This is a genomic window from Halorussus halobius, assembly GCF_004765805.1.
Classification (GTDB): Archaea; Halobacteriota; Halobacteria; order Halobacteriales; family Haladaptataceae; genus Halorussus; species Halorussus halobius.
This window is the reverse complement of record NZ_ML219773.1, coordinates 1,055,982-1,069,951: the sequence shown is the minus strand read 5'-3', so window position 1 is coordinate 1,069,951 and position 13,970 is coordinate 1,055,982. Positions and strand designations below refer to the sequence as shown.

General features: G+C 70.7%; 16 protein-coding genes. 8 read left to right on the top strand and 8 right to left on the bottom strand.

The genetic code is table 11. The annotated features are described in order from the left end of the window. The first annotated feature begins 92 nt into the window (after positions 1–92). The gene (gene asd, locus EPL03_RS05495) at positions 93–1,127 is read left to right on the top strand and encodes an aspartate-semialdehyde dehydrogenase (RefSeq protein WP_135828309.1); all 1,035 of its coding nucleotides are present in this window, start codon (positions 93–95) and stop codon (positions 1,125–1,127) included. Between the two features lie 60 nt (positions 1,128–1,187). Here asd and EPL03_RS05490 read toward each other — a convergent pair whose 3' ends face one another. Continuing rightward, the gene (locus EPL03_RS05490; RefSeq protein WP_135828308.1) at positions 1,188–2,207 is read right to left on the bottom strand and encodes an NADP-dependent oxidoreductase; all 1,020 of its coding nucleotides are present in this window, start codon (positions 2,205–2,207) and stop codon (positions 1,188–1,190) included. A gap of 292 nt (positions 2,208–2,499) precedes the next feature. Here EPL03_RS05490 and EPL03_RS05485 point away from each other — a divergent pair, with 292 nt between their 5' ends. The 4 genes from EPL03_RS05485 to EPL03_RS05470 are packed head-to-tail and all read left to right on the top strand — an operon-like array spanning position 2,500 to position 5,128. Beyond that, positions 2,500–2,967 (top strand): 30S ribosomal protein S15, encoded by a 468-nt coding sequence (locus EPL03_RS05485; RefSeq protein ID WP_135828307.1) that lies wholly within the window; start codon positions 2,500–2,502, stop codon positions 2,965–2,967. Continuing rightward, on the top strand, positions 2,968–4,164 hold the full coding sequence (locus EPL03_RS05480; RefSeq protein ID WP_135828306.1) for a serine/threonine-protein kinase: 1,197 nt from the start codon (positions 2,968–2,970) through the stop codon (positions 4,162–4,164). Beyond that, a complete protein-coding gene (locus EPL03_RS05475; RefSeq protein ID WP_368277058.1) occupies positions 4,161–4,496 on the top strand; it encodes a KEOPS complex subunit Pcc1 in 336 nt (111 codons plus the stop codon). The genes EPL03_RS05480 and EPL03_RS05475 overlap by 4 nt, the downstream gene beginning before the upstream one ends. After that, the gene (locus EPL03_RS05470) at positions 4,493–5,128 is read left to right on the top strand and encodes a 30S ribosomal protein S3ae (RefSeq protein ID WP_135828305.1); all 636 of its coding nucleotides are present in this window, start codon (positions 4,493–4,495) and stop codon (positions 5,126–5,128) included. The genes EPL03_RS05475 and EPL03_RS05470 overlap by 4 nt, the downstream gene beginning before the upstream one ends. Positions 5,129–5,180: 52 nt before the next feature. Here EPL03_RS05470 and EPL03_RS05465 read toward each other — a convergent pair whose 3' ends face one another. Further along, complete coding sequence (locus tag EPL03_RS05465) at positions 5,181–5,612, bottom strand: cupredoxin domain-containing protein (protein WP_135828304.1); 432 nt, start codon at positions 5,610–5,612, stop codon at positions 5,181–5,183. A 110-nt stretch (positions 5,613–5,722) separates the two neighbouring features. On the opposite strand from EPL03_RS05465, the gene EPL03_RS05460 reads away from it, so the two are divergent. Then, the gene (locus EPL03_RS05460) at positions 5,723–7,627 is read left to right on the top strand and encodes a DHH family phosphoesterase (RefSeq protein ID WP_135828303.1); all 1,905 of its coding nucleotides are present in this window, start codon (positions 5,723–5,725) and stop codon (positions 7,625–7,627) included. A 6-nt stretch (positions 7,628–7,633) separates the two neighbouring features. Here the strand turns inward: EPL03_RS05460 and EPL03_RS05455 are convergent, their stop codons facing one another. Continuing rightward, on the bottom strand, positions 7,634–9,424 hold the full coding sequence (locus EPL03_RS05455) for a phospholipase D-like domain-containing protein (protein ID WP_244605199.1): 1,791 nt from the start codon (positions 9,422–9,424) through the stop codon (positions 7,634–7,636). 79 nt (positions 9,425–9,503) lie between these two features. Between EPL03_RS05455 and EPL03_RS05450 the strand changes: the two genes are divergently transcribed. Then, positions 9,504–9,746: a hypothetical protein gene (locus EPL03_RS05450; RefSeq protein WP_135828302.1), complete on the top strand. Its 243-nt coding sequence runs from the start codon at positions 9,504–9,506 to the stop codon at positions 9,744–9,746. A gap of 36 nt (positions 9,747–9,782) precedes the next feature. Here the strand turns inward: EPL03_RS05450 and EPL03_RS19790 are convergent, their stop codons facing one another. The 3 genes from EPL03_RS19790 to EPL03_RS05440 form a co-directional block, all read right to left on the bottom strand. Further along, a complete protein-coding gene (locus tag EPL03_RS19790; protein ID WP_168216184.1) occupies positions 9,783–9,938 on the bottom strand; it encodes a DUF7837 family putative zinc-binding protein in 156 nt (51 codons plus the stop codon). 140 nt (positions 9,939–10,078) lie between these two features. After that, on the bottom strand, positions 10,079–11,377 hold the full coding sequence (locus EPL03_RS05445) for a HEAT repeat domain-containing protein (RefSeq protein WP_135828301.1): 1,299 nt from the start codon (positions 11,375–11,377) through the stop codon (positions 10,079–10,081). 114 nt (positions 11,378–11,491) lie between these two features. Then, a complete protein-coding gene (locus EPL03_RS05440) occupies positions 11,492–12,283 on the bottom strand; it encodes a protein sorting system archaetidylserine synthase (RefSeq protein WP_135828300.1) in 792 nt (263 codons plus the stop codon). 156 nt (positions 12,284–12,439) lie between these two features. On the opposite strand from EPL03_RS05440, the gene EPL03_RS05435 reads away from it, so the two are divergent. After that, positions 12,440–12,754, top strand: a complete 315-nt coding sequence (locus EPL03_RS05435) for a transcription factor S (RefSeq protein ID WP_135828299.1) — start codon at positions 12,440–12,442, stop codon at positions 12,752–12,754. Between the two features lie 46 nt (positions 12,755–12,800). Here EPL03_RS05435 and EPL03_RS05430 read toward each other — a convergent pair whose 3' ends face one another. Together EPL03_RS05430 and EPL03_RS05425 are read right to left on the bottom strand one after the other, a co-directional pair. After that, on the bottom strand, positions 12,801–13,532 hold the full coding sequence (locus EPL03_RS05430) for a tRNA (adenine-N1)-methyltransferase (RefSeq protein ID WP_135828298.1): 732 nt from the start codon (positions 13,530–13,532) through the stop codon (positions 12,801–12,803). Then, positions 13,529–13,933, bottom strand: coding sequence for a nascent polypeptide-associated complex protein (locus tag EPL03_RS05425; protein WP_135828297.1), 405 nt, complete (start codon positions 13,931–13,933; stop codon positions 13,529–13,531). The genes EPL03_RS05430 and EPL03_RS05425 overlap by 4 nt, the downstream gene beginning before the upstream one ends. Positions 13,934–13,970 lie beyond the last annotated feature (37 nt).

Sequence of the window (13,970 nt, the reverse complement as noted above, 5' to 3'; positions counted from 1 at the left end):
GACTCCCGGGTGGCCGTCGTCGGCCTCGCCCACCGCGTGCAACAACCCGTGGTATCCAAACCGTTTTGCTACCGTAGACCCCAGTCCCGACGATGACCGTACGAGTCGGTATTCTCGGTGCGACCGGAGCGGTCGGCCAGCGATGCGTCCAGTTGCTGGACGGCCACCCGGAGTTCGAACTGGCGGCGGTAACTGCGAGCGACGCGAGCGCCGGCCTCCCCTACGAGGAGGCCGCAAAGTGGCGGGTCGACGCGCCGATTCCGTCGTCGGTGGCCGACCTGACGGTTCGCGAGACCGACCCCGAGCCGGTGCCCGACGACGTCGACCTGCTGTTCTCGTCGCTGCCCTCGGGCGTGGCGAGCGAGGTCGAACCCGACTTCGCGGAGGCGGGCTACGTCCTCTCATCGAACTCCTCGAACGACCGACTGGCCGACGACGTCCCGCTCGTGATTCCCGAAATCAATCCGGGCCACCTCGACCTGCTGGAGGTCCAGCGCGACCAGCGCGGGTGGGACGGCGCGGTGGTCAAGAACCCCAACTGCTCGACCATCACGATGGTCCCGACGCTGGCGGCGCTCGACTCGTTCGGACTCGAACGCGTCCACGTCTCGACGCTGCAGGCCGTCTCCGGTGCGGGCTACTCGGGCGTCTCCTCGATGGAGATCATCGACAACGTCATCCCGCACATCGGCGGCGAGGAGGACAAGATGGAGACCGAGTCGCGCAAGCTCCTGGGCACGTTCGACGGCGCGGAACTGGCCCACCACGACGCCGAGGTCTCGGCGTCGTGCAACCGCGTGCCGACCATCGACGGCCACCTCGAGAACGTCTGGGCCGAGACCGCCCGGGACGTGACCGCCGCCGAAGTCGAGGACGCCTTCCTCGCCGTCGAGGGCCTCGACCTCCCGAGTTCGCCCGACCGGCTCATCGAGGTGTTCGACGACCCGGCCAGACCCCAGCCCCGGCTCGACCGGACGCTCGGCGGCGGGATGGCGGTCGCGGCCGGCGGCGTCCAGGAGACGCCGGCCGGCGTCCAGTACAACTGTCTGGCGCACAACACCATCCGGGGCGCGGCGGGCGCGGCGGTGCTGAACGGGGAACTGCTCCGGCGCGAGGGCTGGATTTAACCTCCCAGTCGAGTTCGCGCCGGTCGTCGGGACGGTGTCGCCGGTAATCGGAGCCGCGTTCTACGCGTCGCGCTCGCCGACCTTCACGAGTTGCTTGCCGATATTCTCGCCCTCGAACAGCCCGAGGAACGCGTCGGGCGCGTTCTCTAACCCCTCGGTCACCGTCTCGCGGTACTGTATCTTCCCCTCCGAAATCCACCGACCGAGCCGCCGGGTCGCCTGCTCGAACCGGGTTGCGAAGTCACCGATGAGGAAGCCCTCGACCCGCGCTCGCTTCTGGACCAGCGTCGGGAGCTTGCGCGGTCCCGTCGGCATCTCCGTGGCGTTGTACAGCGAAATCTGGCCGCAGACCGCCACGCGGGCGTCCACGTTGAGCTTCGAGAAGACGGCGTCGGTGATGGGACCGCCCACGTTGTCGAAGTAGGCGTCCACGCCCTCCGGGGCCGCCTCGTCGAGCGCACCCCGGTAGTCGTCGGTGTCCTTGTAGTTGATGCCGGCGTCGAAGCCGAGTTCGTCTTCGAGGAACGCGACCTTCTCGTCGGACCCGGCGAACCCGACCACGCGAGCGCCCGAGAGACCGGCTATCTGGCCCGCGACCGACCCGACCGCGCCCGCCGCGCCCGTGACGACGAAGGTGTCGCCCGGACCGGGTTGGGCCACCTCGCGAGTGCCGAAGTAGGCGGTCCGGCCGGGCATCCCGAGGACGCCCAGCGCGGTCGAGACGGGTGCGAGGTCGGGGTCGACCGGCTGGAGGTCGGTGCCCGGCGCGGTGGCGTAGTCGGCCCATTCGAGGTCGCCCGCGACCACGTCGCCCGGCTCGAAGCCCGCGCCGTTCGACTCGACGACCTCGCCGACCACGCCCGCTCGGAGGGGTTCGCCGACCGCCCACGGCTCGGCGTACGACTCGGCGTCGTCCATCCGACCCCGCATGTAGGGGTCGACCGAGAGGTACAGGGTGCGGACCAGCGCCTCGCCGGGACCGGGGTCGGGCACCTCGCGCTCGACCAACTCGAAGGTGTCGCGGTCGGGTCGGCCCTCGGGGCGATTCGCCAGCAGGAACGTTCGATTGGTTTCCGACATGGCCCGGAGTACGGCCGCGACCCGGAAGGGTACTCCGGTCGCGGAAAGCTCGACTGGAACTCGGAGGCGGCGACAGGTCGCCGGGCACGGCGGTTCCGTAAGCCTTACCGTCACGGGTGCGCTGGTTCCGGACACGGGAACAGCACAGCCGCAAATCTGACTCGCCACGCCGAGGCGCGACGCCTCGCTCTTTCAGTGGCTCGGGATTGCGGACGTGCGCCGCGTCACCCGGACGCACCAGCACGCCACAGGAACGCGATTTAGCGGCCTGTGCAGTTCCAATCAGACAACCATGGCACGAATGCACACCCGACGCCGCGGGTCGTCCGACTCGGACAAACCCGTGGCAGACGAACCGCCGGAGTGGAGCGACGTAGACGCCGACGCCGTCGAGGACCGCGTGGTCGAACTCGCCGAACAGGGCCACAGCCCGAGCGAGATCGGCCTGAAGCTTCGGGACGAGGGCGTGACCGGCACGCCCGTCCCGGACGTGAAGCTGGCGACCGGCAAGAAGGTCACCGAGATTCTCGACGAGAACGACGCCGACCCCGACCTGCCCGAGGACCTCCGGAACCTGATGGAGCGGGCCGTCCGCCTGCGCGAGCACATGGACGAGAACCCCCAGGACGCCCAGAACAAGCGGGCGCTCCAGAACACCCAGTCGAAGGTCCGTCGGCTCGTGGACTACTACCGGGGCGACGAACTCGACGCCGGCTTCTCGTACTCGTACGAGACGGCCAAGGAGCTGCTCGACGAGTAGATGTCAGCCTCGGGCCGACGCGAAACGGGCGACGAGCCAGCCCCCGCCGCCAGCGACGCGGCCGCCGCACTGCGCGAGGCCGGCTTCGTCCGCGTCCTCGCGCGTGCCGACGGCGACTGCCTCGCGGCGGCCGGCCTGCTCGCACGCGCCTGCGGTGCCCGCGACGTGCCGTATCAGGTCCGAGTCGGTCGCTTCGGCGAGACGCTGGCCGACGCCGACCCGGACGACGACGCGAGCGACGCGGACGCGACCGTCGGCGTGGGACTCGACCCGAGCGCGGACGTCCACCTGCCGGGCGAAGCGACGCCGACGAGCGTGATTGCGTTCGACGCGGCCCGCGAACTCGACGCCACACCGGACCCGATGTTGGCGCTGGCTGGCGTCGTCGCGGCCGAACGCCCGCCCGGCGCGGGCGAGACCGCACACGTCCTCGAGGCGGCCCGCGAGGCCGGCGTCGAGCGCCGTCCCGGCGTGGGCGTCCCGACCGACGACCTGGCCGACGGGCTGGCCCACTCGACGCTGGCTCACGCCGACTACTCGGGCGACCCGGACGCCGCGCAGGCCGCGCTGGCCGAGCTCGACCTCCCGGTCGACCTCGACGAGTCGGCCCGCCGGACCGTCGCCGCCGAGTACGCGCTGGCGGTCGCGGGCGACGAGGCCGCGACCGACCGGGCGGCCGAGGCGGTCGAGCGCGCGCTCGCCCCCCACGCCGTCGGAGCCGACCGCGAGTCGGGCGCGAACGCGTTCGCCACGGTCGAGGGGTACGCCGACGTGCTGGCGGCGGTCGCGCGCGAGCGACCGGGAACGGGCGTCGCGCTGGCGCTCGGTCACGACGTGCGCGCCGACGCGCTCGACGCGTGGCGCGCTCACGCCGAGCGCGCCCACGCGACCCTGCGCGAGGGAACGACCGGCCGGTACGACGGCCTGTTCGCCCTCCGGACCGACGACGCGCCGGTCGAGACGGTCGCCCGACTCGTCCGGGACTTCCGGTCGCCCGAACCGGTCGCGCTCGTCGTGACCGAGTCGGCGGCCGCCGCCGCCGCAGTCGAGGCCGCCGACGTCGGCGCGGCGATGACCGAGGCGGCCGCCGAGGTCGGCGGTCGCGGCGGCGGAACCGCCCGCCGGGGCTACGCCCGATTCGACGCCGAGACCGCGGCGCGGGAGTTCCTCGCGGCGTTCCGGGAGGCCGGAACGTGACCGACGAGCGCTCGGCCTCGGACGACGGCTCGCCGCCGCGTGGCGACGCGACGACCGGAGCCACGCGCTCGGCGACGCTCCGGACGACGCTGGCGGACGCCGACATCGTCGCGGCGGCGGTCCGGCCGGACAACACGCCGGAGATCGAGACGCGCGTCGAACGCGAGGCCGACGGTCCCGGAACCGTCGTCACGACCGTCGAGCGGTCGACGACCGGCGGTCTCCGGACCACGGTCGACGACTACGCGGTCAACCTCGCGGTGGCCCGAGACGTAGCACAGCACGCCAACCGACACGCGGATACCCAGACAGACACTACACACGACCAATGAGCGAACGAAGCGTATCCAAGCAGCAACAGGAGAAGCGCTGGTACACCATCCACGCGCCACAGCAGTTCGACCGACAGGAACTCGGCGGCACGCCCGCCGACGAGCCCGAGAAGGTGGTCGGTCGCAACGTCGAGACCACGCTGGGCGAGCTGAAAGGCGACTCCAGCGAGAACAACACCAAGCTCACGTTCAAGATAAACGACGTGGGGAGCGACGCGGCCTACACCGAGTTCATCAAGCACGAACTCACCCGCGACTACCTGCGGAGCCTGGTGCGGCGTGGCGCGTCGAAGATAGAGGCGTACGTCACGGTGCTGACCACCGACGACTACCGCGTCCAGATTCAGCCGGTGGCGTTCACCACCAAGAGCGCCGACGCGAGCCAGGAGAAGGCCATCCGCGAGACGATGGTCGACATCGTCGAGGAGGCCGCCGAGGACCGCACCTTCGAGGCCCTCATCGACAGCGTGGTCGAGGGTCGGCTCTCCTCGGCCATCTACGGCGACGCCAAGACCATCTACCCGCTCCGGCGCGTCGAGGTCCAGAAGGCGACGATGGAAGCGCGGCCCGAGGAGGTCGCCGCCGAGGAGGAGACCTCGGTGGACGTCGACGAGGAAGAAGTCGAGGTCTGAACGCGGCCTTTCGCGGTTCGATTCGATTCTCGTTTTATCGCGGTTCGACTCGCTACTCCGTCACCACGACCTGGCCGACCATCCCCGACGGCTCGTGGGGGATGCAGAAGTAGTGGTAGGTTCCCGGCACCTCGAAGGTCTCCTCGTACTCCTCGCCCGACTCGATTGCGCCGCCGAAGCCGTCCCGCCACCCCTCGCGGGCGCTCGCCTCGTCGTCGTAGCCCCCGGAGGCGAAGAACTCGGCCCCGTCGGGGTACCGGCCCTCGTAGGCCGTGACCGTGTGACGACGGTTGCCCGTGTTGCGCCAGACGACCGTCTCGCCCGCCGCGACCTCGAGCTCGGCCGGCCGGAAGAACGCCGCGCCCATGCCCACGTCGTAGTCGTCCTCGTCGGCGCTGGCGCTGGTGCCGGTGAACGCGCTACAGCCCGCGAAGCCGACCGACGCGAGGCCCGCGCCGCCGGCGAGGAAGGTTCGGCGGTCCATGTCCGACACTCGGGAGGCGACCGACATATGCCTCACGGAACGCGAGACGAGCGGCCCCGCGGGTCCAGTTGCAAACCCTTAAAATCGGCCGAACCGAAATCACTCCAAGAATGACCACTGACGACGACTCCGGTGAGGGCGGCCCGCCCGTCGTGTACGACCTCGACCCGGACTGTACGGTCGAGGACGTTTCCGAGGGCAACTACTACCGCGCGACGGTCAACGGCGTGGTCGACTACGGCGTGTTCGTGGACGTCTCCGAGTCGGTCTCCGGACTCGCCCACGAGTCGACCTACGAGGGGAGCTACGCGGTCGGGGACGACCTCGTGGTCGAACTCACCGAGATACGGGAGAACGGCGACCTGAGCTTCGACCCGGTCGACGTCGACGACTACGAGACCGAACCGGTCGGCCACGACTACGACGTGGCCGACGCGGGCGAACTCGGCGACGAGATCGGCGCGACCGTCCACCTCGAAGGCGAGGTCGTCCAGATCAAGCAGACCGGCGGCCCGACCATCTTCCACGTCAGCGACGAGACGGGCGTCGTCCCCTGCGCGGCGTTCGAGGAGGCCGGCGTCCGGGCCTACCCCGAGGTCGAAATCGACGACGTGATTCGCATCACCGGCGACGTCGAGGAGCGGGACAACGCCCTCCAGGTCGAGGTCGACGCGCTCGACGTGTTGGCCGGCGACGAGGCCGAGGCGGTACGGGGGCGGCTCACCGAAGCGCTCGAAGCGCGCGCCGAGCCACACGACGTGGAACCGCTGGTCGAGTGGCCCGCGCTCGCGCAACTGCTTCCCGACCTCGAATCGGTCGCCCGCCAGCTCCGTCGGACCGTCCTCGAGAGCCGACCCATCCGGGTTCGTCACCACGCCGACGGCGACGGGATGTGCGCCTCGATTCCGGTCCAACTCGCGCTCGAAAAGTTCATCGAACAGACCCACCACGACCCCGAGGCCAAGCGCCACCTGTTCAAGCGCCTCCCCTCGAAGGCTCCCTTCTACGAGATGGAGGACGTGACCCGGGACCTCAACTTCGCGCTCGAAGACCAGGCCCGCCACGGCCAGAAGCTCCCGATGCTGTTGATGCTCGACAACGGGTCCACTGCCGAGGACGTGCCCGCCTACGAGAACCTGGCCCACTACGACATCCCCATCGTCGTGGTCGACCACCACCACCCCGACCCCGAGGCGGTCGAACCCTACGTCGACGCCCACGTCAACCCGTACCTCTACGACGAGGACTACCGCATCACGACCGGAATGATGTGCGTCGAGTTGGCGCGGATGATATGGCCGCCGATCACCGAGGAACTCCGTCACGTTCCGGCGGTCGCGGGGCTGTGCGACCGCTCGAAGGCCGACGCGATGACCGACTACGTGGAACTGGCCGAGTCGGAGGGGTACGAGGAGTCGTTCCTCCGGGACGTCGGCGAGGCGCTCGACTACGAGGCCCACTGGCTCAAGTACGACGCGGGCCGCAACCTCATCAACGACGTGCTCAACGTCGGCAGCGACGACGAGCAGCGCCACCGGGAACTGGTCGAGTTCCTCGCCGAGACCGCCCGCTCGGAGGTCGACGACCAGCTCGACGCCGCGATGCCCCACGTCGAACACGAGCGGCTGGAGAGCGACGCCCACCTCTACCGCGTCGACGTGGAGAACCACGCCCACCGGTTCACCTTCCCCGCGCCGGGCAAGACCACCGGCGAGATACACGACCGGAAGGTCCAGGAGACGGGCGACCCCGTCATCACCATCGGCTACGGCCCGGACTTCGCGGTCCTCCGGAGCGACGGCGTCCGGCTCGACATCCCCGAGATGGTGTCGGAACTCGACGAGGAGGTCGTCGGGGGCGGCGTCTCGGGCGGCGGCCACCTCGTCGTCGGCTCCATCAAGTTCGTGCCCGGCATGCGCGAGGAGGTGCTCGACACCCTGGTCGAGAAGATGGCCGACGCCGAACTCGACGAGGAGCTCCAGAGCACCGTGGTCGGCCACGAGCAGGACGACTGACCGCGTTCAGTTCTCGAACACCACCTCGCGTCTGGCGTACAGTATCGCGGCGAGCGCCCCGACGGCTACCGCCACGAGCAGGCCGACCGGGAACCGCTCGCCGCCCGCAGGCCCGCCCGCGCTCGCCCGCCAGTCGGCGTCGAAGGCGTCGGCGTAATACGCGCCCGGCTCCTCGCCGCGTAAGACGAGCCCGACCTCCCGGTTGTTCCGCGCGGAGTTGTTGTTCCAGTTCATGCTGCCGACCACCGCCGCCTCGCCGTCCACGACCACGCCCTTGGCGTGAATCTTCTCGTAGCGACCTCGGGGATTCGCGAGGCGGGCGTCAAGGGGCAGGTCCTCGCTGTCGGCGCGCTCGTTCAGCCACTCGACCAGCGCGCGGTTGTCCTCCTCGGCGTACCACGGGCTGCTGAGCAGGATTCGCACGTCGACGCCTCGTCGGGCGGCCCGGAGGCTCGCGCGCACGAACGGCTGTCGCCGGTCGCCGATCTCGACCTGCTGGACCCGGAGCGACTCGTTGGCCGCGTCGAGCAGCGAGACCAGCGACGACTCGGCGTGGTCGGGCGCGACCAGTAGCCCGGCCGACTCGACGGTGACGTTCGCGGGCGGAATCTCCTCGGGGTACGACTCGTCGGTCGCGTTGGTCGGCTCGAAGCGCTCGCCCTTCCGGAACTCCGACCACGGCACCGCCGCGCGCCACTCGGCATCGGCCCGAAACACCGCCGCGAGTCGGTCGGCGGTCGCCCCGTCGCGAACGACCGCGCCCCAGCCGCGACTGCCGTGGCCGCCGGTGCCGGCCGGCTTCCAGTTCTCGGTCAGCACCAGCGCCCGGTCGTCGGCGACGGCGTACTTGGCGTGGTGGAACCGGTATCGCGCGAGCGGGCCGTCCGGCACCCGGACCGCGACCCCGCGCGCGACCAGTGAGTCGAGCAGTTCGGCCTCCCTGCGTGCGAGGCCGCCGACCGGTGCGTCGTCGACGAGCAGCCTGACCTCGACGCCGCGCCGGGCCGCGTCCGCGAGCGCGTCGGCCGCGCGCTCGGAGGTGAACGTGTAACCGGCGACCAGCAGGCGGTCGTCGGCCCGCCGGAGCGTCTCCACGGGGACCTCCGGGGAGTCCGGGAGGACGAACGCCCGAGCGCTCGCGGGGCCGGACCGCTCGAGCGCGAAGTCGGTCGTGCCGAGGGGCGTCCACGTCCAGTCGTCTTGGTCCGCTGGCGTCCGGTGCCAGCGCTCGCCCGTGGGAGCGTCGTCGTACTCGGCGACGTCGGCGACGGTGTCGCCACTGGTCAGTCGCACGGTCTCGCCCCCGTTGGCCAGCGAGAGGTCGGCGTCGAGTCCGAGGACGCGCAGGTCGGTCCGGTTTCGGGCGACCTCGGGGTCGGGTGAGACCGCCACTCGGCCTGAGACGGTCGAATTCGGCAGCGGGACGGTCGACTCGCCGTCGTCGAGCGACCAGTCCGAGGCGTCGGTCCCGTTCGGGAAGCGGACCGCCACGAACTCCCCGGCGTCGCCGTCGGTCGCGGGATTCGGGTAGAGCGCGACGAGAGTCGGCGCGTCGCTCGAGTGGTCAGCCGATGCGTTCGGAGTGTCCCCACTCGCGCCCTTTCCGGGGGCGACCGTCGAGGCGTTGCCGGGGACGGTGGCCGGTGACACCCCCGCAACCGTGGCGGGCGTCGACGCTGTCGAGGCGGGTGCCGCCGCGACCGATACCGCCGGCGGACCCGCGGCGAGGACGGCGAGCAGGACCGCGAGACCGAGCGCGAGTCGCCCGGCCGGAGCCGGGAGGGTGAAGGGGCGCACGGGGGGCTTTCGTCGCGTCTTCGGATTTAAACCCTCGGGGACCGGAGGCTTTTTGCTCGACAGGTTCGGGGGTGTCAGTATGGTCGAACTGGTGGCGGCGCTCGAACTCGCCGGGTACGCGTTGGGCGCGCTCGGGGCCGCGCTCGTCTTCTTCGAGTTCTTCCAGCTCCCGAGCTACGTCGAGTACAGCCAGGAGTACAACGACTACAGCGTCGACATCTCGCCGGGCGAAGTCGTCGAGCACACGTGGGCCGGCCGCGTGGGCGCGTTCCTCGTCGCGGTCTCGTTCGCGCTCCAGTTCGTCGCGGCGCTGCTGGGTTGACCCGGAGGGCGGGCGCGAACCGACGCGAATCGCGTCTCAGTCGGCCGAGGGGTGAACCACGTCCCGGCAGTCCGGACACTCGGCGAAGCGCGTGGGCCGACCCCCCGACTCGTACTCGATGAGCAGGAAGTCCGGCGCGATCTCCGTCCCGCACTCCGGACAGCGGCCGAGCGGTTCCGCGTCGAACGACATTGGACCCGCGTATTACAACGTACGAACGTCTCATTGTTATTGGAGAGGTAACCTGGGCCCGGTCGCAGTATCGTCACACTACTCCGTCGACGGGCGGGTCAATGTCGTACTGAAAACGGGAGGCTCGGAGTACGCGGCGATTACGCGGCCGGCTCCGGCTCGGTCCCCGCCTTCTCGGCCTCGCTCTGGACGAGGTACGACCGGTCGTCGGCGTACTCGGCGACCGCGTCGAGCGCCCGCTCGGTGCCGATCCGGTTGAGCGCCCACGCCGCGCTGGCCCGCACCTCGTCGGCGTCGTCCCCGTCGAGCACGTCGGCCAGCGGGTCGATGGCTCGCGCGTCGCCGATGAGCCCGAGCGCGCGCGCCGCCCGGCTGCGGACCGACGCGTCGTCGGCTGCGAGCTGGTTGGCCACGTCCTGGGTGGCCTCCTCGCTGCCGATCTCGCCGGCGGCCGTGAGCGCCGGCTTGGCGAGGCCCGGGTCCGAGTCGACGTATTCGAGGACGGCGTCGAGGCCGTCCTCGTGGCCGATCTTGCCGAGGATGCGGATGGCGTCCTCGTCGCGACGCCCGGCGCGGTCGGTCATGGCGTCGAGCGAGTCCGGATGGCCCATCCGGACGAGCGCGTCCAGACAGTGTTCCTCCATGAAGTTCGACTCGAAGCTGTCGAGCGCGAGCAACACCATGTCGGCGCGGTTGCGCTTCTCCCAGACCTTGAGCGCGTGCCACTCGGGCGGGTAGTCCTTGCGGTGGTCGAGCACCTCGTAGTACCCCTGGGCCTGCAACTGCTCGCGGGTGGTGAGGTCGTCCCACTCCTCGGCGTCCGCCACGCCGGCCTCCAGCGCCTCGGTCGCGGCCACGAGGTCGGCGACGGTCTCGGCGTCCGCGTCGGGGTCGAGGCCGGCTTCGCCGACCGCCACGGCCGCGTCCTCTATCGCGCCGGCGAGGTCCTCGACCGCCGGCGTGACCGTCACGCCGAGGTCGGTGCCGAGCGCCGCCTCGACGTCCGCGACGAACGTCTCGACCGCGTCGGCCAGTTCATCCCGACCGGCGTCGGTCCACTCGGTGTCCTCGACGGTCGTCCCGGCCGCCGAGGCGTCCTCGACGACGTCCTCGGCGTACGGGCCCCGCTCGGCCTCGAGGTCCGCACGGAGCTCCGAGAGCCGGTCCTCGAACGCCGCGCGCGGCCCGTCTTCCTCGTCGTCGTCGGGGTCGGGCAGGTCGGCGCGTTCGAGGTGGCCCTCGACGTCGTCGAGCGCGGTCTCGACGTCGTCGAGGTCGGCCTCGGTCTCGGCCGCGTCGAGGTCCGACTCGGCCTGGTCGAACTCGGCGTCGAGTTCGTCCTCCGAGAGTACTGGCTCGACCGCCTCCTCGTCGGCGGTCTCGTCCTCGGCGTCCGCCGCCTCGCTCTCGACGTCGCTGTCCTCGCCCTCGTCGCTCATTCGTCCGCCCCCGTTTCGCTTACCGGACTCATATGGTCGAACCTCCGTGCGTACGCTTCAAGAGCGTTTCCCTTCCACCTCGGGAACGGTCCGGCCGGTCGCCGAGCCCGGTCCTCAGTCGCCGTGGCTCGTGCCGGCGTCGGACCCCTCGGCGTCGAGGCGCTCGGACTCGCGGTCGTCGCCGTCGACCGGTTCGTCGCGGACCGCGTCGGCGGACGAGTCGGGGAGTTCGCGCCAGTAGAATCGCGGGGCCAGCAGGAGGTACGCGAGCGCGGCCCCGAGCAGGAGTCGCGGGAACGCGCCGCCGAGCGCGGTCGGAACGAGGACCGCCAGCGCCTGCAGGCCACCCATCGCCAGCGCGTCCCGGGCGTACAGGTCCGGGTAGGTGACGTCGACTACCATCAGCACTGCGAACGCGCCGGTGGCTCCGAGCAGGACGCCCGCGTCGGTCGTGCCCGAGAGCACGGCGGCGGCCAGAACCGTCCCCGCGAGCGTGGTCTGGACGCCCTCGGTGTGGGCGTTGCCCACGTCGTAGGCGGTGTAGAGCCCGAGTCGGACGACCGCCATCGCCACGAACAGCGCGGGGACGGCGAACGTCGCCGCCGTGGCCAGCGACGGCTCGGCGAGGCTCCACCGACCGCGCGCGACCGCGAACACCAGCACGGCGGGTGCGACGCCGAACGACGCCACGTCGGCGAGCGAGTCGAGGTACTCGCCGGCGGGCGTGCTCCCCAGCTTCCGGGCCACCACGCCGTCGAGCCCGTCGGCGATGGCCGCGAGCAGGACGAGTCGGGCCGCCAGTCCCGGGTCGACGGTGGCCGCGACGACCGCGAGAAAGCCCAGGGCGGCGTTGGCCGAGGTCACGGCGTCGGCCACGCCGAGCCGACCGACGAACCGGGGTTGCATACGTGTCCGGTGTGCGACCGCCGGTCTTACGTCTTTATACTCGGGAAAGTTCTCGCTCGCGGAGTCGTCGCCGACTCGACAGTGTGGCCGGCGTGGGGCGCGTCCGGGGCGAAAACGGGGCGCTTAACTTGCCACGCCAGCTACGTCGTGCCACCAATGGAGTTTTGCGACGAGTGCGGTTCGATGATGAAAGCCGAGGACGGCCTGTGGGTGTGCGGGAGCTGTGGCTACGAGGAACCCAAGGACGACGCCGCGAACTACACCGTCACCGACGACCAGGAGGAGAGCGAGGTCATCGAGACCGGCGACGAGGAGAACAGCGCGCTCCCCGTGACCGACGCCCACTGTCCGAACTGCGGGCACGACGAGGCGCGGTGGTACATGCAACAGATTCGGTCGGCCGACGAGAGCGAGACGCGCTTTTTCATCTGCACCGAGTGCGAGCACAAGTGGCGCGAAGACGACAACTAGAACCCGCGTCTCCCGCCGCCCGCGCACGAACGCGCCGCCCTCGCAACTACGACCGCCGTGCGAACGTCAGATATCCCGTGTGACCGACGCCCGCAGTCGAGGGCCGCGAGCCACGGTCGTCGAAGTCCATGTGTCGCTGGATGGTTTCGAGCGTCTCGACGTCCGCGAGTCCGGCCTCGCGCGCGGCCGCGACGATTTCGCGGGTCTGCTCGACGAACGGCGAGTACACCGCGACGAACCCGCCGTCGACCAGCAGGTCGGGTGCGCGGGCGACCACGCTCGGGGCGTCCTCGGTGTCGAGCGTGAGGACGTCGAAGGGACCGTCGAGGTCGCCGGCGTCGAGCGCCTCGGTCACGTCGCCGGCGCGCACGTCCACGCGGTCGAGGACGTCCGCGAGTGCCATGTTCTCGCGAGCCACCTCGGCAAAGTCTGGGTCGCGCTCGAACGTGGTCACGTCCGCGCCCATCCGGCCGAGGTACGCCGCGAGCACGCCCGTCCCGGTGCCGGCGTCGAGCACGCGGTCGCCCCGGGCGACGCCGGTGTGGCCCGCGACCAGCCCCACGTCGCGGGGCATCATCGGCGCGCCGGTGCGCTCGAAGTGGTTGAACAGGTCCGGACCCCGGAGCGGCCGGACCTCGAAGGGCTCGCCCAGATGGGTCTCGAGCGTGGTGCCGGGCTCGACGTCGGCGGGCACGTCGAGTACGCCGAGGTCGGTCTGGAGCTCCTCGCCGGGTTCGCGCAGGTACTCCCGGTCGCCGTGGACCAGCAGGACCGTCACTCTAGGCGCTGAATCGCGTTTGCGAGGTCGCCGTCCGTGGCTTCGAGCGCCTCGCGGGCCTCGTCTTCGGGCACGCCCGCGCGCTGGGCGACGATTTCGACGTCGTCGTCCGGGATGGCGTCGTCGCCGGCCGCCGCGTCCGCGCCCGCTTCGACCGCACTGGCGTCCCCTACAGCGCCAGCATCGGCCTCGCGGCTCTGGGCCTCGCCGACGACCTGATAGGTCTCCTGTCCCCGGGCGTCCATCACGGTGATGTCGGGGTCCTCGAAGTACAGTTGCTCACCGTCGCTCTTGGTGATGACGACCTCCTCGGCGTCGAGTTCGTCGACGTCGATGCCCATCTGCTTCATCATCTGCTTCATCTTGCGGGGATCGAGGCCCCCGCCGCCTCCTCCGAACATACTCCAAGCGTCGGAACGTGAGGGGATAAGCGTGTTG